Raw genomic sequence first — 23,847 nt, forward strand, 5'->3', positions numbered from 1 at the left:
CAGTCTGCTCCTCGTTGTCGTCGAAAATCGGCCACCGACGCCGACGAACGTGCAGCGTGGCGGGGTCCTAGGGGACAACGGCCGAGAATGCGCCGACGTTCCGATCGAGCGTTGTGACACCGAACAATGCTGCCCGACGAATCTGTGCCCGAACACGACGAAGGCCACCTGAGCCGCCTCGGGTGGCCTTCGACAAGGTGAAGATTCGTTACTTGCGACGCTCGCGCGCCAACAGCTCGCTGACGCTCAGTGTCTGACGGCTGTCGCCTCCGCGGTGTCGACCGCTGTCCGGGTCCTCGGTACTGGAATTACCGTCGGCCGGGGCAGTCTGTTCGTCCGAACGACGTGACGAACCTGCCGGACGCTCGTCCGGTGTCGGTGTCGGTGTCGGTGTCGGTGTCGGTGCCGGCCACGACCTGATCGACTGATCCTCCGGCGCTGGGGTGCGTGGAGCATTGCGCGTCGAAATGTCGTAGCGAGCCCGGGGAGCGGCCTGCGTGCGCGGCGGCGTCGGCTGTTCCGGTTGCGGGGTCTCCGGGCGTGACGCTGCAGAAGGAGGCTCGGCGTCACGGCTCTGATCCTGCGAGTACCCGCGAATCCCGCCGGTCCTCGGCGCGGTCGGCCCTGCTTCCGGCGGCCTGCCGGTGCCGCGCGCGCCATACGCCGAGCCGTTGGAGCCGGCGGAACCGTAACCCGAGCCGTTGGAGCCATGGCCGGAACCGTTGGAGCCTTCAGTGGAACCGTTGCTGGAGCCGTATCCCGAGCCGTTGCTGCCCGACGCGGAGGAACTGCGGCCGTTCGAACCGTTGCCGTTCGAGCCGTTGCCGTTCGAGCCGCTGCCGTTCGAACCGCTGCCGTTGACGCCGGAGCCGTAGTAGCTGTTTCGTCCGGAGCCGTTCGTGCCCGAGCCGTTCGTGCCCGAGCCGTTCGTGCCGGAGCCATGTGTGCCGGATCCGTTCGCGCCGGAGCCGTTGGTTCCCGAGCCGTTCGGTGTTGCGCCGTACGCAGCTGAACCGTTGCGGCGTGGTTCGTCCGACCGACTGGTTGCGTTGACGGACGTCCGGTCGGCGTCGGCGCGGGTGTTGTCCGTTGTCGAGCCGACGGGAGCCTGCGTCTCGGGCTTCGGCGTCTCGGGTTTCGGCGTTTCGGGTTTCTGTGGCTCCGAGGGCGCACGAAGGTCGGCCAACCAACTCTCGATGGACCGTGGGTCGGGGGAGGAGCTTCGGTTGCTCTGTGCGCGGACCGGTTCGCGCTTCGGAGGTTCGGGCCGCGGCACCGGTGGAGGTGTCGGCCTCTCGACGGCGGGTTGCTTCTGGGTAGCCGGCGGCAGGGGGCTGGGAGCGGAGCCGGCGGAGTGACCCAGGGGGCTGGGAGCGGAGCCTGCGGAGTGACCCGAGAGGCTGGGAGCGGAGCCGGCGGAGTGACCCAGGGGGCTGGGAGCGGAGCCTGCGGAGTGACCCGAGAGGCTGGGAGCGGAGCCTGCGGAGTGATCCTGAGTTTCGGGGGCTGCGGACGGCCTGCCGGTGGCGGATCGGCGTTCGTCCTCCCGGGCGGCGTGCGTTGCGCGGATCGGCCCGGATCCTGTCGGTACGACGACGGGGATCGGTTCGGTCAGCGGTTCGCTTCGGCGTGGGGCGGTGCGCACCGGGGGTGCGACGGGAGCCGGTGCGCCTGCGGTGGCGAGTTCGGGGACGTCGGTAGGCATCAGTTCGTCCTCGAGGATGGTCTCGCCGAGGCCGAGCTTCTCCTGGATTCGCTTCATCCATTTCGGTGCCCACCAGCAGTCGTCGCCCAGGAGTTTCATGGTCGCTGGGACGAGGAACATGCGGATGAGGGTGGCGTCGATGATGAGCGCGGCGATCATTCCGTAGGCGATGTACTTCATCATCACCAGGTCGGAGAACGCGAATGCGCCGGTCACGACGATGAGGATCAACGCCGCCGCGGTGATGATGCGTCCGGTATGCGAGGTTCCGACGCGGATGGCTTCGCTCGTGGACGCACCTCTCTCCCGGGCCTCGACCATGCGTGAGAGCAGGAAGACTTCGTAGTCGGTCGACAATCCGAACACGATCGAGATGATCAACACCAGCACCGGGGCCATGATGGGCCCGGGTGTGAAGTTCATGAAGCTGGCGCCGTTGCCGTCGATGAAGATCCACGTCAGGATGCCCATCGTCGCGCCGAGTCCCAGCGTCGTCATGAGCACAGCCTTGATCGGCAACACCAACGATCCGAACGTCAGGAACATCAGCAGCGTCACGACGAACACGACGAGTATCGCCATCAGCGGCAAGTTGTCGATGAGGGCCGCGATGGAGTCCTGTTCGATCACCGGAGTGCCGGTGATCTGCACCGACGAGCCCTCGGGGACATCGATGCTGCGCAGGTAGTCGATGGCGGGCTTCGAGTCGTTCCGATCGACGAGGCCTGCCTTGAAGACGATGATGCCGTCTTTGCTGGCGCCGGTCGGGGAGAACTTCTCGATCAGGCCGGGAGCCTCGTTGAGTTGGCTGGTGATCGCAGCGAGGTTCGGACCCTGCGCGTTCTCGATGACGGCCTTGATCGGCTCGGTGCGCTGGCCGGGGAACAGTTCGTCGAACTCGTTCTGGGCCTGGCGGGTGACGTTGTCCGGCGGCAGGTAGGTCTCGTTGATGCCGCCGAACTTGATGTTGCCGACGGGCAGCGTCAGCAGTACCAGGCCGAGGACGATGGGAATCGTGACCTTCAGCGGGTTGCGCATGACCCACCGGGTCAGCTTTCCCCACATGCCGTTCTCGATTTCCTCGGACGACTTGGTCTTGCGCATGAACTTGAAGCCCAGCGCGTCGACCCGTGGACCGAGGATTGCCAGGATGGCAGGCAGGATCGTGACCGCGGTGAGAGCCGCGAGGGCCACCGTCGCGATCGATCCGTAGGCCACCGATTTGAGGAAACCCTGCGGGAACAGCAGCAGGCCGCCGAGGCTGGCGACGATCATCGTCGCCGAGAAGACGACCGTCCGACCCGCGGTCATGACCGACCGTCGAACAGCCTGCTTCGTCGAATAGCCGTCACCGAGTTCCTCGCGGAATCTCGACACGATGAACAGTCCGTAGTCGATCGCGAGACCGAGTCCGACGAGCGAGACCACAGGCGCGACGAAGCTGTTTACCTCGGTGAAATTGGTGAAGACCTTGACGATGCCGTTGGCGCCGACGACGGTCAGGCCGCCCACGATCAGCGGAAGGGCCGCGGCGACGACGCCACCGAAGATGAAGAACAGCAGCACTGCGACAGCCGGGATGGCCAGCAGTTCCATGCGGTGGATGTCGCCCGCCATGGTCGATTGCAGGGCACCCGCGACGGCTTGCAGTCCCGTCACCTGCACGTCGACGCCGTCTATGTAGAAGACGTCCTTGACGGCTTGGAAATTGTTGGTGAGTTCGGTGTCGTTGTCGCCGAGCATCGCGATGCTGGCGATCGCGTGGGTGCGGTCTTCGGTCGCCAGGGCATTGACGCTGACCACACCGTCGACCCGGAAGTAGGTGCCGTTGATCTTCTCGATCTGCTCGGGGTTGTTCGCGACGAGCGAGTTGAGACTGTCGGTGACCTTGGCGTTGAACTCCGGATCGTCGACGGTCTTGCCCTCGGGCGCCGTGTACAGCACGATCACGTCGCCCTGTTTGTCGCGGCCGAACGTCTGATCGGCGAGGCGCGCGGCCTGCACCGACTCGGAGCCCGGGTCGTCCCAACCGCTCTGGCTCAGGTGGTCGTTCAGGTCGAGGCCGTATGCGGCGAAGCCCAGAAGCGCGGCCACCATGACTCCGATGACCGTGAACCGCAAGCGGTAGACGAGATCTCCCCATCTGGCGAACACTTAAGAAACTCCTTGGCGCCCGACGAGCAGGGCGGACAGTGGGCGGAACGGCTGCAACCATGCGCCCTCGTCCGGGAGCGAGTCCAGGCTCACCCGTGGCAGAGGCTCACGGAAGACGCCGGGGATGTCCTCGAGGTCGAGGAACTCCAGCGTCTCCGACGTCACCGCCCAGCTTGCGTGCTCACGGAATCCGAGCACCTGAACGGGTACGCCAGTTGCAGCGATGTCCTCCAACGGCTCGCGAAACGCTTGTCCGTCCGCAGACGCGACCATGACGCCGGCCAGCCCGCCGCCGCGATTACGCAGCTCGATGTGGTCCAGCATGTCGGCGTCGACATCACTGTCCTCGTCGACCTTCGGCTTGGCGAACACCGCGAAACCCACGTTACGCAATGCTTCGACCCACGGTCTAACCACATCGGCGCTGCCAGGGGCGATGTTGGTGAACACCGTCGCCTCGGGTTCGAGCGTCGACGTGCCGGTGGCGGACAGTTCCGCCGTCCGTTGAAGCAGCCATCGGCCCAGCGCATCGAATCGCGGGCGGTAGGCAGCCGTCGGCCGACCGCCGAGAATCGCGCCGAGGCCCATGTCGAGATTCGGCGCATCCCACACGAGGAGCACTCGTCTAGTGTGTCGAGTATCACCCGTGTCGATGTTCGGGATCGGGGCCAGCGACGTGTCGACGCTCTGCTCGTTGTACGTCATCGTGGACTCTTCCCCCATATCAGCTCCGTCACCGAGCTACCCACCAGTTGGGCTTTGCCCTCGAACTTGGTGACGGGCCGCTCGTGTGTCATCGGAGATTCCCAGTCGAGAACGGTCAAACCGGGCTCTGCGTTCCCGGCTTCGGCAATCCACTCCGCATAGTCTGCGTGATCGGTCGCGACGTGCAGTACTCCGCCAGGTTTCAGACGGTCGACGATCATCGCGAACGTGGGGGCCTGCAACAGGCGGCGCTTGTGGTGACGCGCCTTCGGCCAGGGGTCGGGGAAGAACACGCGGACCCCGGTCAGCGACTCGGGCGTCAACATGTTCTCCAGAACGTCCATCGCATCGCCGCGGAGCAGCCTGATGTTCTCGATGTCGTCGCGCTCGATCTGCTGAAGGGTCTGAGCCAACCCGGGCCGGTAGACCTCGACCGCCATCAGGTTGACGTGCGGCTCGGCCTTGGCCATGGACGTCGTGGCAGTTCCGGTTCCCGATCCGATCTCGAGGATCGCCGGAGCGGAACGACCGAACCAGGCGTCGACGTCGATCTTCTCGTCGGCGACGTCACGGCCGATGCGCGGCCACAGCGAATCCCACGTGGCCTGCTGGGCATCGGTCAACGCGCCGCGCCTGGACCGGAAACTGGTGACGCGCGGGTACAGCCGAGAGCCTCGATTCGACTCTCCACCGGCCACGTCCGGCGAGTCCGGGGTCTCCGAATCGAGATGTTTGGCTGTGCTCCGTGCGTCGTTCACCGCACCATTGTCGCGCATCGACGGACTGTGTGACAGGTGGGTCTCGAGTTGAAGTTGAGACTTGTCGTGAAGGCGCAGGCCAGAGCCCGCGACCTCACGCCCGTGTCGCCGAATGTGTGCCAGAATTGCCCGGCGCGACGGGGTGGGGACCGCGCACGCGTGACGATGTGAAGGGGGATCACATGGGTGGGGACAGTGCGGGTCGGGACAGTGCGGGTCGGGACAGTGCGGGTCGGGACAGTGCGGGTGGGGATCGCGAAATCTCGGAGGGTCGGGTGCGAGCGCTCGCTCCGAGCGGAACCGTGCTGCGGCGGGAGGTCGATGCCGAGGCGGATGTGTGCTTTCGGGACATCCGCATCCAGGTGACCGGACGCGCAGGCGTCGGGAAGACGACGGTTCGGTCGGTGCTGGCGGCCCATCACGAGCTGCGCACGATCGCGGCGTCGATCGAGGAGACGGCGTCGATCGATGTCCCGCGGGTACCGGATCCCGAGCTCGACGGCGATGTCGTCGTGTACGTGGTGGCAGGGGACGCCCAGGTCGTCGACGTCGACGCGGCACGAGCCACACGCGGCGTCGTGGTCCCCGTTCTCGCGAAGGCAGACGCAGTGGACCGCCTTCAGGACGTCGTCGACGGTGTGTCGACCAAGCTGGGTTGCACTGTCCACCCGCTGATGGGAACCATCGCGATCAGTGTCATGAACGGCCGGCCGTCGACGTTCGACCCGCTGCGAGAGTCGGCCGCGTCGGTGACGCCGGAGATGCTGCTGACTCCCGAGCGGTTCCTTCGAGCCGGCATTCCCATGTCGAAGCATTCGCGGGCCGAACTCGTCCGCAGTGTCGAGGTGGCGGGAGTCGGCATTGCTGCACGGGCTCTGACGGAGTCTCCCGGGATGGACGACGTCACCGTTCGGTTGCTGCTTGCGGAGAAGAGTGGAGTCGACGCCGTCGTGAAAGCCGTCCGGCGAGCAGTGGACGACGTTCGCGCCGCACGACAGGGTCGGTTGTTGCTTCGGCTGAACCAACTCGCGGCCCGGCACCAGGAGTCGATGGAGGTCGAGCGGTATCTGGCGTCCGACGAAGCCGTGTTCGCAGGCATGCGGGCGGCTCTGCACACCCTGGGCGAAAGCGAACACCCCAACCCGACCCTCGCCACCGTCCGCTCCTGGCGCGAACGCCGCGACACCGCACTCGAACCAGCGGTTGCGCGAGCAGCGACCGCTGTCGGCCGCGGGTACCTGAGGATGCTGTCGCGGTGATCGACCTCCCGAGCGACATGGACGGCGTGATCAAGCGGTGGTACCCCGCAGGAGTCGACGAGATCGCCTCGGGCCGAGCCGCGGATCCCGTAGGGGTGTTCGTGCACGGTTCGAGCGGAGCCGGAGTGTCCGCCGTCGACGCGCAACTGGACCTGTGGTCCGTGGACGGGGTCGACCGGGCGCCGGACGTCGAGTCGGCAGCGGTGGTCCTGTTCGTCGTCGACGCATCGGCGCCCATCGGCCGGACAACACTCGCCGCTCTTGCGCCGGTGCTCGAATCGACGGCAACCGGCGTTCTCGTCAACAAGGTCGACGCGCATCGCGGCTGGAGGGACGTGGTCCGTTCGGTCACCGAGTCCATCGCCGAGTTCGTTCCGCGAGCAGTGGACGTCGCGGTGCTGCCCACGTCCGCTCTGCTCGCCGAAAAGGCTCGGGCAGTGCAGGATCCACTGACTCGTACGACGATGGTCGAGGAATCGGGAATCAGGGACGTCCTCGATTTCGTGGAGAGCGCCGCAACGCAGCACACCGAGGTTTTCCGACGACGCAAGTACGACGCGGCCGTTCGGCATGCCGCGGCCGGGGCGCGGCAGCGGATCGTGGACAAGGCCAGAGCGGTCACGAGCGCGTCGAACACCGCCGCGCTGCGTGCCGAACGGGCCCGGTTGACCGATGTTCGCGATCGGACCAGGGTAGAGCGGACCGCCGCGCTGCGTACCGGACTGCAACTCGCTCGCGCGGAATCGGTGCACGACGTGTCCGAGGCCGTTCGTGAATTCGCTTCGTCCGCAAGACAATCGATCGATACTGCCGGCCGGTCCGAGCTTAGTCACCTCCAGCCGGAGATGACAGCACGGCTCGACGCGGTCGCGTCCACGGTCGACGCGCGGTTGTCCGACAGGCTCCGCGCGATCGACATCGATCTGGAATTGTCCGTCGAGCTCCCTGCGGTCACCGGTTCGCCACTCGCGCACCCCGAACCGTCGATTCGGCGCGGAGGGGTCGAGGACAAGATGATGATCGTCCTCGGTGCGTCGGCGGGAGTGGGGCTGTCGCGGCTCGTGGTGTCGCCGCTGTCCGTCGTCCCGGCGCTGGAGATCGCGGTGATTCCGTTGTCACTGCTGTTGGGCGCGTTCTGTGCGTGGTGGCTCGTCGGCTCGAGGAAGCTCGTCGCGGACCGGGCTCACCTGAGAACTTGGGTCGCCGACGCGTCGGCCGCGGCGAGGTCGACGCTGGAGCAGCGCGTCCTGGCCCGAATCCTGACCGCCGAATCCGCGTACTCGGCCGCCGCCCGCGAGACCTCCCGCGCAGCTGCGCGGGCTGCGGACACAGAGCTCGAGAGAGTCGAAGCGGAGCTGCGGGTGGTGTCGGAGAACCGCGCATCCGTGCTCGCTGCGTGCGACCGAGACCTCGCGGCGCTGGACCGCGGCGCCCTGAGGTTCGCCGCCGGTGGACGCGAGGAACCGGAGACGCCGCCGATGCGTCTGAACCAGTAGAGGCTGTGTCCGCGGAGATCGGAGATACACACGTGGAGTGGAACGAGTTGTTCGACGGCAGCGGTGACGGCGATGCCGTCGACCCGGCGCACGATCCGGTCTCCGGTCCGTCCGGTGTCGGCTCGATCGAGTTGTTCGATCTCGACGACGACGGGTACGAGGAGACCAGGGTCAGCCACACCGAGGCGGGAATGACCGTCGCCAGGGATCGTGACGGGGACGGTGTGATGGACACGTTCACTTCCATCCAGAGTGGCGGCCGTTACCAATCCTGGGAGATTTCTCGTGCCGACGACGGCACGGCGAGGTGGGAACAGACGTCCTCGGGGGACGCCTTCGAGTAGGAAACTCGCATTGTTTTTAATGTCCTTACAAGAAGATTCGGCTGCTGGGGGGCCTCGAATGCGCACGTAGGAGTAGCTGAATCGGTCTTGTGACCAATCGGACAACAGCCTGATTCCGGATTGGCAACTCACGGCGTTAACCTGAAACCAGGACACCCGGCGCCCGTGTCCTCGGTTTGACGTTGCCGCTATGATGCGGTATACGCAGATCGTGCGATCGGGCAGCTCCCCACCGAGAGGGGAAGATCGGATCTGCGTCTGCCTCGCCGAACTGCCCTGTGCGCGAGCAGACACCAGAATCTGGTTCCGGCTCACCCCAGGAGAGTTAGATGACCTCAGCGACCATTCCCGGTTTGAACGGCACTGACGCCGCGCCTCCCACCCAGCACAAGGAACTCCTTGCGTGGGTGCAGCAGGTAGCGGAACTCACCGAGCCGGATCGTGTGGTCTTTGCTGACGGATCCGACGAGGAGTGGGAGCGTCTGACCACCCAGCTGGTGAACGCCGGTACCTTCACGCGTCTCAACGACGAGAAGAAGCCCAACTCGTTCCTCGGCAACTCGGACCCGTCGGACGTTGCCCGCGTCGAGTCACGCACCTACATCTGTTCCGAGCGCGAGATCGACGCAGGCCCGACGAACAACTGGATGGACCCGTCGGAGATGCGTTCTCTGATGACCGACCTGTACCGCGGCTCCATGCGCGGCCGCACCATGTACGTCGTTCCGTTCTGCATGGGACCGCTCGGCGCCGACGACCCCAAGCTGGGCGTCGAGATCACCGACTCGGAGTACGTCGTCGTCTCCATGCGTGTCATGACCCGCATGGGCGCGGCAGTTCTCGACAAGCTCGGCACCGACGGCTTCTTCGTCAAGGCTCTGCACTCGCTCGGCGCTCCGCTCGCCGACGGCCAGGACGACGTCCCGTGGCCGTGCAACGACACCAAGTACATCACTCACTTCCCCGAGGATCGTGAGATCTGGAGCTTCGGTTCGGGTTACGGCGGCAACGCCCTTCTCGGCAAGAAGTGCTACTCGCTGCGTATCGCATCGGCGATGGCGCACGACGAGGGCTGGCTAGCCGAGCACATGCTGATCCTCAAGCTCATCTCACCGGAGGACAAGGCCTACTACATCGCCGCTGCATTCCCGTCGGCCTGTGGCAAGACCAACCTCGCGATGATTCAGCCCACCATTCCGGGGTGGCGCGCCGAAACCATCGGCGACGACATCGCGTGGATGCGCTTCGGTGAGGACGGCCGCCTCTACGCCGTCAACCCGGAGTTCGGTTTCTTCGGTGTTGCACCGGGAACCAACTGGGACTCCAACCCCAACGCGATGAAGACCATCGACCAGGGCAACTCCGTCTTCACCAACGTCGGCCTCACCGACGACGGTGACGTGTGGTGGGAAGGCCTGGAGAACCGGCCGGATCACCTGATCGACTGGAAGGGCAACGACTGGACGCCGGATTCGGATTCGCTTGCCGCGCACCCGAACTCGCGTTACTGCGTACCCATGGCTCAGTGCCCGTCGATGGCCGACGAGTGGGACGACCCGAAGGGTGTCCCGATCTCCGCGATCCTCTTCGGTGGGCGCCGCAAGACGACGGTTCCGCTGGTCACCGAGGCTCGCGACTGGCAGCATGGTGTCTTCATGGGCGCCACCGTCGGCTCGGAGCAGACGGCCGCCGCCGAAGGCACTGTCGGCACCATCCGTCGCGACCCGATGGCCATGCTTCCGTTCCTCGGCTACAACGTGGGCGATTACTTCCAGCACTGGATCGACCTCGGCAAGAACGCGGACGACTCCAAGCTGCCGAAGGTGTTCTACGTCAACTGGTTCCGTCGTGGCGACGACAAGCGCTTCCTGTGGCCCGGATTCGGTGAGAACTCCCGCGTCCTGAAGTGGATCGTGGAGCGCATCGAGCACAAGGCCGCCGGCGTCGAGACTCCTATCGGTGTCGTTCCCACGGCCGAGGCCCTCGACATCTCCGGGCTCGACACCACCACCCAGGACGTCGCCGAGGCACTCGCGGTGAACGTCGACGAGTGGAAGGCCGAGATCCCGTTGATCGAGGAGTGGTTCGACTTCGTCGGCGAGAAGCTCCCCACCGGCATCAAGGACGAGTTCGACGCGCTCAAGCAGCGCTTGGGTGCCTGAGTGTCGTAGCTAGCACCCTTTTCGTAGACCTGGCACCCCTGTTCCGATGCGAACAGGGGTGCCGGCCTCGTAAACAGGGTGTCAGGTTCCCGGCCGCTGAGCCGATTCAGCCACCGGACGCCAACACCGCTGCGCCCGTCAGGGTCCCGACGGCTCCGAGCTTCGCCGGCACGATCTCGAGGCCGTCGAGAAACTCGAGCTTGGCGTGCAGGGCGGCGGACTCCTGGATGGGATCCCACAGCGGTGGGCCCGCTTGAGCGAAACCGCCGCCGACCACAACAAGGTTCACGTCGACCAAGGCTGCCGCCGACGCGATCGCCTGACCCAGCGCGACACCGGCACGCTGAAGAGTGGTGATGGCGACGATGTCCCCGTCGCTCGCGGACTGTGCGAGGTCGGCGCCGGTGCTGCCGGTCCATCCCTGTTCCTGGGCCCACCGGACCGCCGACGGCCCGCTGGACACCGTCTCCACGCAGCCGAGGCCGCCGCACGTACAGGGCGTCGCCGATCCGGGTACGACGATGTGTCCGATGTGGCCTGCGTTTCCGCTACGCCCGTGCACGATGCGGCCTCCCAGCACCAATCCGCCGCCGATCCCGGTCGACACGACGAGGCTCAGTACGTCGTCGACGCCGACAGCAGCCCCGAAGCGGTGTTCGCCGAGCGCAGCGCACCCACCGTCCATCGCCAGCGTGACCGATGCGCTGTCGAACCGCGTCCGTACGGCGTCGGTGAGGGCGAAGCCGTCCTTCCATTCCGGGATGTTGATCGGCGCGACCGTGCCTGCGACGGTGTCGACCGGGCCGGCGCACGCTATCCCGATCGCGTCGACGTCCGAGCCGACGGACACCGCGTCCAGCAGTTCCTCGCAGGCTTGCCATACGTCCGACTGCGGGGTCGGCACGGTCAGCGGTTCCCCAGGCCTTCCGTCTTCGCCGACGACGGCCGCGGTGATCTTGGTTCCCCCGATATCCAGTGCCAGCGCTGTCATCGTTCCAACGTACCGGCGCGAGTGGAGCCTGCGGAATGAGCCGGGTGGGCGGCGCGAGTGGAGCCTGCGGAATGAGCCGGGTGGGCGGCGCGAGTGGAGCCTGCGGAATGAGCCGGGTGAGCGGCGCACTCGTGTCAGTCGGCGCGGAAGACGAGGACGAGGTTGCTGGCGAGGAGTTCGCGGAGGCCGGGAACCCGCATGATCCACCATGCCCATCGGGGGTGGTATCGGGGGAATGCCGCGAGGAGGGTTCCGCTGGAAGTGTTTCCGGCCCAACGTAATCCGTCGCCTGCTCCGATGTCGAACAGGGATTCGCCGAATCTGTTCTTCGGCTCGTGTCCGTGTGTGCGCAGGTATCGCCGGGCCGCGTATTCGCCGCCGACGTAGTGCCACGGCCGTGTTTCGTGCCCGCCGAACGGGCTGAGCCACAGTGTGTAGGACAGGACCGTCAATCCGCCGGGTCGGGTGACGCGGAGCATTTCCTCGGCCATGACCCAGGGCTCGCGGACGTGCTCGGCGACGTTCGAGGAAAAGCAGATGTCGACGCTGTCGGTGAGAAACGGCAGTGCCATTCCCGAGCCCCGGACGCTGCCGTGGACGGTCAGGCCTGCAGCGTGCAGTTCGGATGCGTCGGGTTCGACGGGGAAGTACCGAGCTCCGCTGCGTTCGAAGCCCTCCGCGAAGTAACCGGGCCCCCCGCCGACGTCGAGTACGACGCGGTTCTCGAGAGAGTCGCCGGTCATGCCCCGGTAGAGGTCGCCGATCAATTCGACGGAGTCGCGGGCGAGCGCGCCGTAGAAGATGTCGGGCGCGGTCTGCTCGTGCCCGAAGTCCCGGAGCAGCCCGACCGACCTGCTGAGGGTGGCGCGTTTCGCGAACAGTCGAGTGACCCGGTCCCTACGCACGAGGAAGAACACTAGGCGAGAGCCCATGTCGAGCGACCGCTGGGCCACACGAACGGCTAGGGTGTCCAGAAGTTTCAGCTGTCCAGAAGTTTCAGCTGTCCGAAAGCTTCGGTGATGGTGTCGGCCGCGAAGGGGGTACGGGCGTGCGCGAGGTGCTGCTGCTCTGCTGGCGCGACACCGGGCACCCCCAGGGCGGCGGCAGCGAGCGGTATCTCGAGCAGGTCGGGGCCGGGCTGGCTGCCCAGGGAGTGAAGGTGACGCTGCGGACGGCGTCGTATCCGGGCGCGCCCGCCGAGGAGATCGTCGACGGAATCCGCATCAGTCGCGCCGGTGGACGGTTGAGTGTGTATCCGCGGGCACTCGCGTCGATCGTCGCGGGGCGCCTCGGGTTCGGTTCGCTTCGCGGAATAGCTCCCGACGCCGTCGTCGACACCCAGAACGGCATTCCCTTCTTCTCCCGGATCGTGTCCGGAGCACCGGTGACGTTGCTGGTGCACCACTGTCACCGTGAGCAGTGGCCCGTCGCCGGACCCCTCATGGCCAAGCTCGGATGGTGGCTCGAAAGCACGGTCTCTCCGCGGATTCACCGTCGTAACCAGTACCTGACGGTGTCCTTGCCGTCGGCCGACGAGCTGGTTGCCCTCGGTGTCGATCGCGAGCGAGTTGCCGTCGTGCGCAACGGCGCGGACGAGATTCCCGCAGGAACGCCGGTGGACACCAGAACTCCGTACCCGTCGCTGTCGGTGCTGTCGCGGCTCGTTCCGCACAAGCAGATCGAGGACGCACTGGCTGCGGTGGCCGCTCTGAGGTTCCGAGTCCCCGGACTGCACTTGGACATCATCGGAGGCGGTTGGTGGGAGGAGAACCTGCGTGAGCGGGTCGAGCAACTCGGCATCGCGAGCGCGGTGACGTTCCACGGCCACGTCGACGAGGTTCGCAAACACCAACTCCTCGGACAGTCGTGGGTGCACGTCATGCCGTCGAGGAAGGAAGGCTGGGGACTCGCAGTGGTCGAGGCGGCCCAGCACGCAGTGCCGACCGTCGGATACCGCAGCTCCAAGGGCCTCACCGACTCCATCATCGACGGTGTCACCGGTGTGCTGGTCGGCTCGGACGGCGCCGATCGTGATGTCACCGCGCTGACGGACGCTCTCGCCGAGCTACTGCTCGACGACGACATGCGTGCCGATCTGGGTGAGAAGGCCAGGGTCCGCGCGCTCGAATTCTCGTGGAGGCAGACCGCTCGCGGTGTGCAGAGCGTTCTCGCGGCCTCGATGCGCGGCTCGCACGTGTCAGGTCTCGTGTCCGCCGGCCTTCCGGGTGCGGACCGCCCAGCCGAAGCCGCCCACCAGTAGCACCAGCCACACGAGGTGGGCGGCGACGACCGCCCGGTCGTCCGTCGGTTCGATGCGGATCTCGCCCGGCACCCGGTACAGCGCGAGCTCGTCGTCCTCGTACTCCACCGTCAGCTGCCGCAGCGCCGCGGCCGAGTTGCCCAGCTGCCCGGGCGTCGTCCGTTCGACGAGCACCCACCCGACTCCGAGCCCGGCCACGTCCTCGGGAGTACCGCCGTCCAGAAGAACCTGTTCGACGGCCTCCGCCCTGCTGCCTTCTCCGCGGACCGACCCGCCTGCGACGAGGAGCTCCCCGGTCTGCAGTACGTCCAGCGGCAGCATGCGAGGCGCAGGGTCGAGAACAGCGGCGTCGCCGCTGTACGGGAACCGGCGGAACATACCTGCGGGCAGCACGGCGACGTCTCCGTCCTCCCCGGCCAACTCGTCGGCGACCACCGACCACGACGCCGGATATTCGGCGGGTTTCACCTGGCCTCCGACTCCCCAGGCGAGGTCCGGCAACGCGATCACCACGGCCAACGCCGCTGCGACTCCGGGAAGCCAGCGGTTCCCGAGTTTCGCGGCAGCCCACGTGACACCTGCCGCCGCGGCGAGAACGTAGAAGGGCACGGCGAGCGCAACCCACTTCTGGGCGTCGCGCAGCAGACCGGCGCCGGGCACCTCGGCGGCAGCCCATTCGCCGACGCGAATCCCGGGAGCCGTCGCGGCGAGGGCAGGCCCAGCGATCGCGAGGACGGCCAGCACGGCCAGAGCGGTCACGACGGGGTTGCGTCGGCGTCGCCACAGGGGTCCGATGCCGAGCGCGACGATCGCGAGCAGCAAGGCGGTGCCCAGGACCGCGAACGCCGATGTTCGCGTGACGGGAACGGCATCGGCGTTCCAGATGCCGCCGAGTCCCGCGAGGGAACCGACCGTCCCGAGTCCGGGCTCGGCGCGGGCTGCGAACGCGGCGACGCCGGCGGGGTCGGTACCGGTGGCCCCCGAGCCCGACACCGCCGTCGCCACGAGCCAGGGCGCCGACGCCAGCAAGGTCAATCCCGCTGTGAGCGGAAATGTTTGCCTGGACGCGCATAACCACGCACATGACGCGGCGAGCAGCGCACCCGTCGGCGTCAGGCCCGCGACGGCCAGACAGACCGCGAGCCACCCCCACCGGCCCGTCCGCCTGAGATCGAGCGCAGCGACGACCGTCCACGGCAACGCCGCGTACCCGATCAGAAGACTCCAATGCCCCTGCAGCAGACGCTCGGCGACGTAGGGATTCCAGATCGCGACCGTCGACGCCACCAGCAGTGCAGGCAGCGGTGCCGACGGCAGCACGGTCCGCGACATCTGCGCGGCACCCCAGCCGGCGAGCCACAGCGCTAGCAGCAGAGCAGCTTTCACGACGAGTCCGCCGTCGACCACCGTGGACAGGGCGGCCACCACCGCGTCCTGCGGGACCGCCCGGGCGGCGGCGTCGCCGACCCCGAGAGCCGAGTCGGTGAAGTAGGACCTGGGCGTGCTGACGGCGTCGCGCAGAAGTAGATAGCCGTTGCCGAACAGTGGGCCGAGCACCACGGACGCGAGGGCGACGCTGTAGAGCGGAGGCGCCCACCGGGACCGGCGCGCAGCCCACCGACCACCCGACGCCATGTCCGGCACCCTATACCGTGGGCGCATGCCGACTCGCCCTGTCTCCGCCTCCGGGTCCGCAGGCAGAGCGATGGTCGCCGGAATGACGATGGTGACCATCGGATCGATGACGGCCAACATCGCCTCGTATCTCCTGCATCTTCCGGCGAGCCGCCTGCTGGGTGTAGCGAAGTACGGCGAGTTCGCGAGTCTGCTCGCCGCTCAGTTGGTGCTCGCAGTTCCGGCGCTCGCGTTGCAGTCGGTCGTGGCCAGGGAAGTGGTGCGCGGACGAAGCACCGGCAAGCTCCGAAGCCTCGGATACCGCTGCGCCGGCGTCGTCGCCGTTCTGTCGGTGCTGGCGGCACCGATAGTGGCGGTGGCGATGGACACGAGTGTTCTGGCGACGACGTCGGCGCTGGTCGTCGCCCCACTACTCGTGCTGCTCGCGACCGAACAAGGGCTACTGCAGGGCACCGCGCGGTTCGGCCGATTGAGCATCGTGCTGGCATCCGCGGGCTTCGGCAAGGTCGTTCCCGCGGTCGTCGCGCTGTTCCTCGGCGCGGGTCCCGGCACAGTGCTCGCAGTCAGTGCCGCCGGCACAGGACTGGTCGCCCTCGGCGCACGGCTGGCCAACCGAGAGCCACCCGGGCCCGGTGGTCCGCACACCGGTGACGTGCGCATCGGCGTCGCCACCGTGCTGGGGGCGTCGCAGGTTCAATTGGTGCTGATTCTGCTGTCGTCGGTGGATCTGCTCCTCGCGCGCGCACTGCTGGCCGAAGCCGACGCAGGCATCTACGCCCTCGGCGCCGTCGCCACGAAGGCAGCGTTCTGGCTGCCGCAGGCAGTGGGGGTAGTGCTGTATCCGCGTATGGCCAACCCTGCGCACTCGGCGTCGGCGCTGCGATCGGCTTTGTCCGTCGTCGCGGGAATCGGTGCGGTTCTGATCCTCGGGGCGGCCGTCGCCGCGGGGCTGATCCCGCTGATCGTGGGCGAGGACTACGCAGCCGTGCAGGGATACCTGTGGATCTTCGCGTTGCAGGGCGCCTGTCTCGCGGTGCTCCAGAGCGCGTTGCTGTGGGCTATTGCAGGGGAACGCACGACGCTTGCGATCCTGGCGTGGCTCGGACTGGCCGCCGAAGTCGTCCTGTTGACGCTGTGCGCGTCCACGGTGCTGCAGTTCGTCGTGGTCGCAGTGTCCGTGGCCGCGGCAACCGCACTCGCGGTGTGCGTGGCCGCCCTGCGTTCCTGAGTGCACTCGAATCCGCCTCGGACGGCACATCCGGCCCTGCCGCATCGGTCTGTGTGCACCTGGGACCGGCCACCCATACTCTGGTGAACTCACGGCCTGAGAACGACCAACGGCGCGACCCGAATGGGCCGCGCCGTTGTTGTTCGTGGAGTTGCTACTCCTTGGAGAGGTTGGTCCTCGGAATGACCTCGGTCTGATCGGTCGTCCAGTCGCGGTTCTGCGGAGCTGCCGGTGCTGCGCCGCCGCCTCCGCTCTGCTGCGGTCCGCCGGTGCGCACGGGACGACGCGGGCCGTTGCCGCCGCGGAGTCCGAGCACGATACCTGCGATCAACGCGATGACGCCGAGGATTCCGGCGATGATCGGCACGGTACGTCCGAACGTCGACAGCTGGTCCTGGCCGTCCTTGGCGCGCTGGATCTGGTATTCGACGGTGTTCTCGTCGAACTTGATCGGCGCGTTGAGCACGTCCACCTCGGGCTGGCCCGCAGTCCGCGAGTAGTACTGGTGGATCTGCTCTTCACCGTCGACGATGACACCGGTCTTGGGCTCCACCCACACCGTCCGCGTGTTCTCGTACCAGCGGGTCATGGTGACGGGGGCTTCGCCGCCCTCGACGCCCCACGTCTCGGCGGGGAGGGTGACCTTGTTGGTCGGGAGGTTGACGACGCCGGACAGATCGACGGGGCCGACGGTCTGCTCGTACTTGTAGACGGGCGTGCCGTTGATCTCGGTCTCTTCGACGAAGTCGATGTCCTGCGACGCGCGGGCGTTGATGTCGAAGAACGGGTACGTCTTCTGCTCCGCGTTGAACGGGAACTTGTACTGCAGGCCGGTGTGCGGAACTTCCTCGGCCGGCTTGTCGCCCTGGACCTGGATGGTGCCGACGGGGTTCTCGACGGGCTCGGACGTCACACGATCGAGCGTCACACGGTCGACGCTGGCGGTGAGCAGCCCGGTGTCGCCCTGCTTGTCGGTGCGGCGCAGCGTCTGCCCGGCCTGCACGGTGATGTCGTCGGCGTTCGACGGCTCCTCGGTGGTGACGAAGCGCTGCGACACGAGGTTCACGTTCTCGTCCACCTGAGCGCGGCCCGCGGCCAGCGATGCAGCGTTGAGAACGCTTCCGGTGCCGGTCGATACCGTCGTGACCTCGAGATCCAGCGGTGTCTTCTCCAGGCGGGGCACGGTGTACGTCGGGATCAGAATCGCTGCTACCAGCAGGAATGCGCCCAATCCGACGAGTACGAGGGCAAGAATCCGGCTCGGCCCTGAGCGCTCCGCCATGTGAGAATCTCCTTAGTCTTATTTCCTTGGCGCGCCGCTGCTTCCACCCCCGACAGGTCAGGGTAGGAAACGCCCGTTCCTGGAGTGTCCGATTGGTATCGCCACGTCGCTGGTGACAGTAACAGTCATCACGTCGTACGGTCGCGGGCACGCCCGACGACCGTGGACTTTCACAAGCGGACGACGCGGGGTGCTTGACTGGTCGCGTCATGACTACGTCCACCGAATCGCTGCCGAAATCCGTCGCACCGCTGCGCGGATTCATCCCGTCGCTCGAGGGAATGCGCGCGTTCGCGTCGATCGGCATCATCGTCACCCACGTGGCCTTTCAGACAGGCGCCGCGAATTCTCCCGTCATGGGCCGAATCTGGGGCAGGTTCGACCTGGCTGTCGCGCTGTTCTTCGCGTTGTCCGGGTTTCTGCTGTGGCGTCCGCACGCGGCGCAGGCGCGCGGGTTGGGTCGTGCTCAGCCGATCGGCCGCTATCTGTGGTCGCGCGCCGTGCGCATCCTTCCGGCGTACTGGGTCGTGGTGACGCTGGTTCTGCTGTTCCTGCCCAACACGGGAAGCAGCTGGCGGGTGTGGGCCGCCAACCTGTCCTTGACGCAGGTGTTCGTGCCTCTGACTCTCACCGAGGGCATGACTCAGATGTGGTCTCTGTCGGTCGAGGTCGCCTTCTATCTGGTCTTGCCGTTCCTCGGCCTGGCGTTGGCTGCCCTACGAGGCGATCGAGCACGGTTCCGCATTCCCGTCGTCGCAGCTGTGGCCGCGATCAGTCTGTGCTGGGCGTTCGTACCAGTGTCCACACCCGAGGCGATCCACCACGACAATTGGTTGCCTGGATACTTCCCGTGGTTCGCGGCCGGAATGCTCCTGGCCGAGTACACGACCCGCCCCCCGACGTGGTTGCACCGTCTGGCGAGCCACCGAGTACTGATGGCCGCGATCGCACTGGTGGCGTTCGGCCTGTCGGCGACCCCGCTCGCCGGGCCGGAAGGGCTGGTGCGTCCCGAGCCGTGGCAGTTCGAGGTCAAGATCGTGCTCGGTGCAGTCCTCGCGTTCTCGTTGTTGGCGCCTCTCGTTCTGGCCGACGGACCCCGACGCATCCTCGAGCACCCGGTCACCCTTGCTCTGGGACGCTGGTCCTACGGCATCTTCATCTGGCATCTGGTGATCCTGGCGATGGTCTTCCCCGTGTTCGGGATCATCCCCTTCAGCGGACACTTCCTGCTGGTTCTGGTCGTGACCGTCGCATTGTCGATTCCCGTCGCCGCCGCGAGCTACGCGCTGATCGAAGAACCGATGCGGGTGTGGTTTCGCCGCCGGTGACGTGACCGCCGGTTATCGGCGAGCCCGCAGAGCACTCACTGCCACGGCGACGAGTGCCACCAACGCGGCAAGCTGGATCAGCGACGAGTGGCCGATGTAGCCATCGGGAGATCGCCACGGACCCTTCGACAGCAACGCCGTCGCGAGCAGCGTTCCGACCCCGGCGACCCACACCGCCGCCCTGGCTTCCGCCGATCGACCGAAGCGTCGGCCCACGGCCACGGCCACTGCCACGGCCGCGACTGCGGCGACGACGGCAACTCCGGCCGGCCCGGAGATCACGGCGACGGCCGCGGTCAGTCCGAACCACCCGAGCACCGCGCTGCGCCAGGGCCGTGGTGCCGGGTCCTGGGTGACGCGACTTCGACGAAGAGCGAAGAACGCCAACGGGATCAGCAGGAACAATCCGCCGAAGATTCCGAGTCGGTACCACTTGTCCGACGGGTACTCGAGCGTCACCGTTCCCGACGTCCCGGCCGGCACGATCCAGCCTTGCTGCCAGCCGTTGACGGTGACAGCCTGCAGTTCTGAAGCGGGAGTGGAGCCTGCGGAATGACCGGGTTGGGTGGGACTGGAGCCTGAGGATGCTGCGGTGGCGTGCCAGCCGGTATTGCTGCTTTCCGGTACCACCAACAGTTGATCGACGTCCGATTCACGAATGGTCACTTCTCGGTGGTCGGCGTCCCACGCTGTCGTCTCCGCGGTTCGGGGAGACGAGCTGGTTGCGCTGACGGCGGGGACGGGCATCGTGCGGAGTCGCACTCCGTCGACGACGAAGGCTGCACCTGGGTCGACGACGACGTCCTGTCTGCCTTCCGGCAGGGGTATCGGGTTGAGCGTCTCGTTCGGAACGGGGAAGGGACCCTCGCAGATGGTCGCCTGCAGTGGTTCGCCCGACAGGAATTGCCGCGCCGTCGCCGTCACCGACGCCCGGATGGTCTGGCCCGCAATGGACATGATCGGCCCGACGTCGCAGGCGACGGTGATCGTGCGGTCATCGGCTGCGTCGGGAGCGGCGCCGATGTCGCGGCCCCCCGACAGCACGGCGACGTCGGCGAGACCGGGCGGTTGCGGGAGGACGAAGCCGAGGGAGTTCTTGTCCAGCCGATCGTCCCAGTCGACGATGGAGAGCACGATCCGATCCGTCACCTGTGGCGCGAGATCGATGGTCGTCGGCCCGTCGGGATCCACCTCGCGAACCTGCGGTCCGCCACCGAGATTCACGGCGACGGTCGTCGGGTGAGCGGGCAGGTCGCCGAGGCTCGGGGTCACGGTGAGGCCGTCCACCAGCGTCGGCGCGGGCAGGTCGATCGTCAGTGTCGGCTGCGTTCCGGCTCGCTGCTCGATGCTCTTCTCGGGCGCGGTCCAGGATGTTCGGTCGTCGCCGTCGGTGGCCGCGAAGGCGGATCCTTGGAGGTCGCCGACGTCGGATGCGCCCGTTGCCACGGGTCGTCCCGGTTGTGCCAGCAGCGCTTCCAGCTCGGGGCTCTGTCGGGTGCGCAGGGTCAGTTCCGGCAGCACTGCGGTTCCGGTCGGCACCGACAGGGTGCGCGAGAACCTGCCGAGCTCCTCGGGTGCCGCGGACAGTCCACTGCTGCATCGGATTCGGTCCTCGGTGTCCAGGCAGGCCGGTCGTCCGGGGAACTCCTGGCCGAGGTCCCACGACGTGACGTCCGCTCCGGGCGTGACGCCCGGCAGCACCGCACGGTGCACGATCGACACGGGCTGCGGGTTGTCGCGGTCCGAGTAGTCCTCCACCGACAGTTCGCTGATTCCGAATTGACTTCCCCGAGTGCCGTCCACGGTCGATTTCGCCGTGATGCGCACCCACGGTGTCGATCCGCCGGGGAGCGAGACGGTCATGGGCTCACCCGCAGTGTCGACCCGCGCCGCGGTACTGCCACCCGGAGTGGTGATCTCGAGCCACTTCACCGGGTCACCGATGGTCCCCGGGCTGGTACGCAGATGCAGGAGCCCGCCGGAGATCGGCTCGTCGAAATCGAGTTGAAGCCACTGTCCCACAGCGCTTTCGATGCCGTTGCTGACCCAGCTCGTCGCAAGATCGCCGTCGACGACCGCCGCGACCCCGCTTCCCGGTTTGGTGCCACCGATCTGAGTGGAATCCGATGCGGAACTCGAGGCGGTGATGCTCGCGCCCTCCCATTCGCCGTCGACGGTGTCCGCGCCCACGACGGGATAGTCCGCGACTTCGTTCAACGAGCGACGAGGATCGTCGGCGGTTCTCAGCGCCGAATTGTGGTTGTCGACCTGCCCGAAATCCGTCTCCCTGTTCATCGGAGTATCGGTGACAGTGACCGAATCGACGTCCAGGCCCGCGGTGGTGGCGTCGGACGCGAGGATGACGGGGCCTGCGGGCACCGGGTCGGGGACACCGGATCGCCGCTGTTCGTTCAGTCGCTGAACGGATTCCGGGCCACCTTGAACGAACGGGACACGGTTCAGATCGACGGTGTAGGGCCCCGAAACTTCAGATTCCTTCGAGCTTGGCTCCTGCAGCTTCACCGAATAGATCTCGACAGCCGGATACGGCGGCCGCATGTCACCGTCGACCGTGATGCCGTCGACTGTTCCCGGTGCGATGTCCTCGCCGAACTCCGCGACTTTCTCGAGGCCGGGGGAGCCGTCGAGTGCGGCGTGGACCTGGACGGGGCGTGCGGAACGCGACGTCTCGGGATCGAGATCGTTGCGGACGACCACGTAGTGAATGCCCTGCCCGACGAGGGTGTCGGCCAAGCCGACCGAGGATCGGCCGTCGGCGATCAGTCGTTGGACGGAGTCGAGGGCCCGGATCGCACCGGGCGGGGTCAGTGGTACCGAGTCGCGGACGGCCCACGGCGTCGTCGCGAGGGCTTGGAGTGGTTCGTCGCGAGTCAGTCCCCACGTCTGAATCGCGAAGGGCGCGCCGGGGACAACGAGCGCGCGCTCGGCATCGGAGCCGTCGGGTGAGCTGCCCGACGCGTGAGCGGTGAGCCAGTCCGCGGCGTCGTGCCAGTACTGCGGGATGGACTGGTATGCCCCTCGGGGTGCGAGTTTGCCGGTCCATGCGAGGGAGGTGGAGAACGTCAGCGCGACGAGCACGAGCCCGGCGACGGCGACCATCTTGTCCTTCTCCGGGTGTGCGATGGCTGCTCGCCAGGTGCGCGTCGGTGCGGCACCGGGAAGCGGGACTCGGGCGAGAAGGTGAGCGAGTCCGAGTACCAGAGGGATTCGGACGAGCGGCTCGAGTTTGTGGACGTTGCGGAGCGGCGCGCCGCCCGAATCGAGGAACACGCGGACGGTGTCGGCGATCGGCGAGCCGAGTCCGCCGACGTATCCGGCTGTGAGACCGAGGATTCCGACGAACAGCATGACGGTCAGGCGGCCACGGGCGGGCATCGATCGCATCGCGAGACCGACGACACCTGCTGCGGCGACGACTCCCGTCGCGACGACGGCGGCCGGCTGCGTGACCAGCACTGCTCCGGCGACGCGCTCGGGCGAGACGAACGGTGTCCAGCTGCTCGTCCCGCGGAGGATCTCGATCAACGAGGCCCACTGGGTCGTCGTCCCCGAGGATTCGATGTAGTCCAGGAACGGTGGGCTGACCGCGCCGAGCAGAAGAAGCGGAACGATCCACCACAGGGTCGCGAGGGCCAGGAAGCCGGCCCACCACGCACCGAAGACGATCCACAGTCGGTTGGGTCTGTGGCAGAGAATCCAGACGACGCCGACGAGGCACGCGGCTGCCGTCGCGACAGCGTTGACGGCGCCCATCAACGCCACGGCCACCGCCGATTGCGCGGCGAGAGTGCGGGTGGAGGTGCTGCTGCGGAACGCCCGGACGATGGGAATCAGTACCCAGGGCGCCAGCATCATCGGCATGGATTCCGACGAGATCGATGCGAGCGTCGTGATGACTCGGGGAGACAGCGCGAACGCGACGGCGGCGATGATCCGCGAGCTGCGGCTGCCGATTCCCAGAGCTTCGGCGAGGCGAACGATGCCCCAGAACCCGGCTGTCAGCAGTAGCGCCCACCAGATGCGCTGGGTGATCCACGGGGGAATCGACGCGATGTCACCGAGCGCGAAGAACGCGCCGTGCGGAAAGAAGTAGCCGTACGCCTGGTTCTGCACCTGGCCGAGGGGAGCTTGCGACGTCCACTGATGGGAGGCGCGCGCGAGGAAGCCGAGGGGATTCTGCGTCAGGTCGTACTTGGTGTCGGCAACGGTGTAGCCGGGAACCTGCAGGAAAGCGAGGAGAAACGCCAGAGTGGAGACGCCGAGCAACCACCTACGACCGAGTGGTTCGGAAGAGATCGAAGCAGGTGCGTCAGCGGCTGCCGTACTCAACCTGGTTCAGCAGGGACGAATCAGCATTGCCGGAGCGATCGATCTCGGGACGCGTGTTGTCGGCCGCCGCAGCAGTGACTCCGAATACCACCCCGGCACCGAGCACAGCGCCGACTACCGCAGCAACAACTCCCGGGACAGCGAACTTCATCTCGGTTCTCCACTTTCGTCGACTGGCACGCGTGCGCGG

General features: G+C 67.0%; 16 protein-coding genes. 7 read left to right on the plus strand and 9 right to left on the minus strand.

Features of this window, described 5'->3' with window-relative positions:
* Nucleotides 1–208: 208 nt before the first annotated feature.
* The 3 genes from CH292_RS12465 to trmB are packed head-to-tail and all read right to left on the minus strand — an operon-like array spanning nucleotide 209 to nucleotide 5,340.
* Nucleotides 209–3,859, minus strand: a complete 3,651-nt coding sequence (locus tag CH292_RS12465; RefSeq protein WP_094654864.1) for an MMPL family transporter — start codon at nucleotides 3,857–3,859, stop codon at nucleotides 209–211.
* On the minus strand, nucleotides 3,860–4,564 hold the full coding sequence (locus CH292_RS12470) for an NYN domain-containing protein (protein ID WP_094628814.1): 705 nt from the start codon (nucleotides 4,562–4,564) through the stop codon (nucleotides 3,860–3,862).
* Entirely contained in the window at nucleotides 4,561–5,340 is a 780-nt protein-coding gene (trmB, locus tag CH292_RS12475; RefSeq protein WP_033188871.1) for a tRNA (guanosine(46)-N7)-methyltransferase TrmB, read from the minus strand. The genes CH292_RS12470 and trmB overlap by 4 nt, the downstream gene beginning before the upstream one ends.
* Before the next feature lie 164 nt (nucleotides 5,341–5,504).
* On the opposite strand from trmB, the gene CH292_RS12480 reads away from it, so the two are divergent.
* From CH292_RS12480 to CH292_RS12495, 4 genes are all read left to right on the plus strand, one after another.
* On the plus strand, nucleotides 5,505–6,581 hold the full coding sequence (locus CH292_RS12480) for a hypothetical protein (RefSeq protein WP_094654865.1): 1,077 nt from the start codon (nucleotides 5,505–5,507) through the stop codon (nucleotides 6,579–6,581).
* Entirely contained in the window at nucleotides 6,578–8,077 is a 1,500-nt protein-coding gene (locus tag CH292_RS12485; protein ID WP_094654866.1) for a hypothetical protein, read from the plus strand. Before CH292_RS12480 ends, CH292_RS12485 begins: the two co-directional genes overlap by 4 nt.
* A gap of 32 nt (nucleotides 8,078–8,109) precedes the next feature.
* Nucleotides 8,110–8,421: a DUF6802 family protein gene (locus CH292_RS12490; RefSeq protein WP_255182875.1), complete on the plus strand. Its 312-nt coding sequence runs from the start codon at nucleotides 8,110–8,112 to the stop codon at nucleotides 8,419–8,421.
* A 329-nt stretch (nucleotides 8,422–8,750) separates the two neighbouring features.
* Entirely contained in the window at nucleotides 8,751–10,583 is a 1,833-nt protein-coding gene (locus CH292_RS12495; protein ID WP_019665560.1) for a phosphoenolpyruvate carboxykinase (GTP), read from the plus strand.
* A 106-nt stretch (nucleotides 10,584–10,689) separates the two neighbouring features.
* Here the strand turns inward: CH292_RS12495 and CH292_RS12500 are convergent, their stop codons facing one another.
* Together CH292_RS12500 and CH292_RS12505 are read right to left on the minus strand one after the other, a co-directional pair.
* Complete coding sequence (locus tag CH292_RS12500) at nucleotides 10,690–11,574, minus strand: ROK family protein (RefSeq protein WP_094628808.1); 885 nt, start codon at nucleotides 11,572–11,574, stop codon at nucleotides 10,690–10,692.
* Between the two features lie 134 nt (nucleotides 11,575–11,708).
* Nucleotides 11,709–12,506 carry a class I SAM-dependent methyltransferase gene (locus tag CH292_RS12505; protein WP_179277960.1) on the minus strand — a complete coding sequence of 266 codons (798 nt, stop codon included), beginning with the start codon at nucleotides 12,504–12,506 and terminating at the stop codon, nucleotides 11,709–11,711.
* A 116-nt stretch (nucleotides 12,507–12,622) separates the two neighbouring features.
* Between CH292_RS12505 and CH292_RS12510 the strand changes: the two genes are divergently transcribed.
* On the plus strand, nucleotides 12,623–13,834 hold the full coding sequence (locus CH292_RS12510; RefSeq protein WP_020110478.1) for a glycosyltransferase family 4 protein: 1,212 nt from the start codon (nucleotides 12,623–12,625) through the stop codon (nucleotides 13,832–13,834).
* Here the strand turns inward: CH292_RS12510 and CH292_RS12515 are convergent.
* Complete coding sequence (locus CH292_RS12515) at nucleotides 13,772–15,469, minus strand: hypothetical protein (protein ID WP_256978087.1); 1,698 nt, start codon at nucleotides 15,467–15,469, stop codon at nucleotides 13,772–13,774. The two genes, CH292_RS12510 and CH292_RS12515, sit on opposite strands and share 63 nt — an antisense overlap.
* A gap of 25 nt (nucleotides 15,470–15,494) precedes the next feature.
* Between CH292_RS12515 and CH292_RS12520 the strand changes: the two genes are divergently transcribed.
* A complete protein-coding gene (locus tag CH292_RS12520) occupies nucleotides 15,495–16,697 on the plus strand; it encodes a polysaccharide biosynthesis protein (protein WP_256978088.1) in 1,203 nt (400 codons plus the stop codon).
* Nucleotides 16,698–16,851: 154 nt separating this feature from the next.
* Here the strand turns inward: CH292_RS12520 and CH292_RS12525 are convergent, their stop codons facing one another.
* Nucleotides 16,852–17,979, minus strand: coding sequence for a DUF3068 domain-containing protein (locus tag CH292_RS12525; protein ID WP_094654869.1), 1,128 nt, complete (start codon nucleotides 17,977–17,979; stop codon nucleotides 16,852–16,854).
* Between the two features lie 209 nt (nucleotides 17,980–18,188).
* On the opposite strand from CH292_RS12525, the gene CH292_RS12530 reads away from it, so the two are divergent.
* Nucleotides 18,189–19,307, plus strand: a complete 1,119-nt coding sequence (locus CH292_RS12530) for an acyltransferase (RefSeq protein WP_094654870.1) — start codon at nucleotides 18,189–18,191, stop codon at nucleotides 19,305–19,307.
* A gap of 12 nt (nucleotides 19,308–19,319) precedes the next feature.
* Here the strand turns inward: CH292_RS12530 and CH292_RS12535 are convergent, their stop codons facing one another.
* Nucleotides 19,320–23,657 (minus strand): alpha-(1->3)-arabinofuranosyltransferase, encoded by a 4,338-nt coding sequence (locus tag CH292_RS12535; RefSeq protein WP_179277961.1) that lies wholly within the window; start codon nucleotides 23,655–23,657, stop codon nucleotides 19,320–19,322.
* Nucleotides 23,638–23,808 carry a DUF2613 domain-containing protein gene (locus CH292_RS12540; RefSeq protein WP_019665569.1) on the minus strand — a complete coding sequence of 57 codons (171 nt, stop codon included), beginning with the start codon at nucleotides 23,806–23,808 and terminating at the stop codon, nucleotides 23,638–23,640. The genes CH292_RS12535 and CH292_RS12540 overlap by 20 nt, the downstream gene beginning before the upstream one ends.
* Nucleotides 23,809–23,847: the final 39 nt, after the last annotated feature.

This window comes from Rhodococcus sp. 14-2470-1a (assembly GCF_002259425.1).
In the GTDB taxonomy this organism is placed as follows: Bacteria; Actinomycetota; Actinomycetes; order Mycobacteriales; family Mycobacteriaceae; genus Rhodococcoides; species Rhodococcoides fascians_E.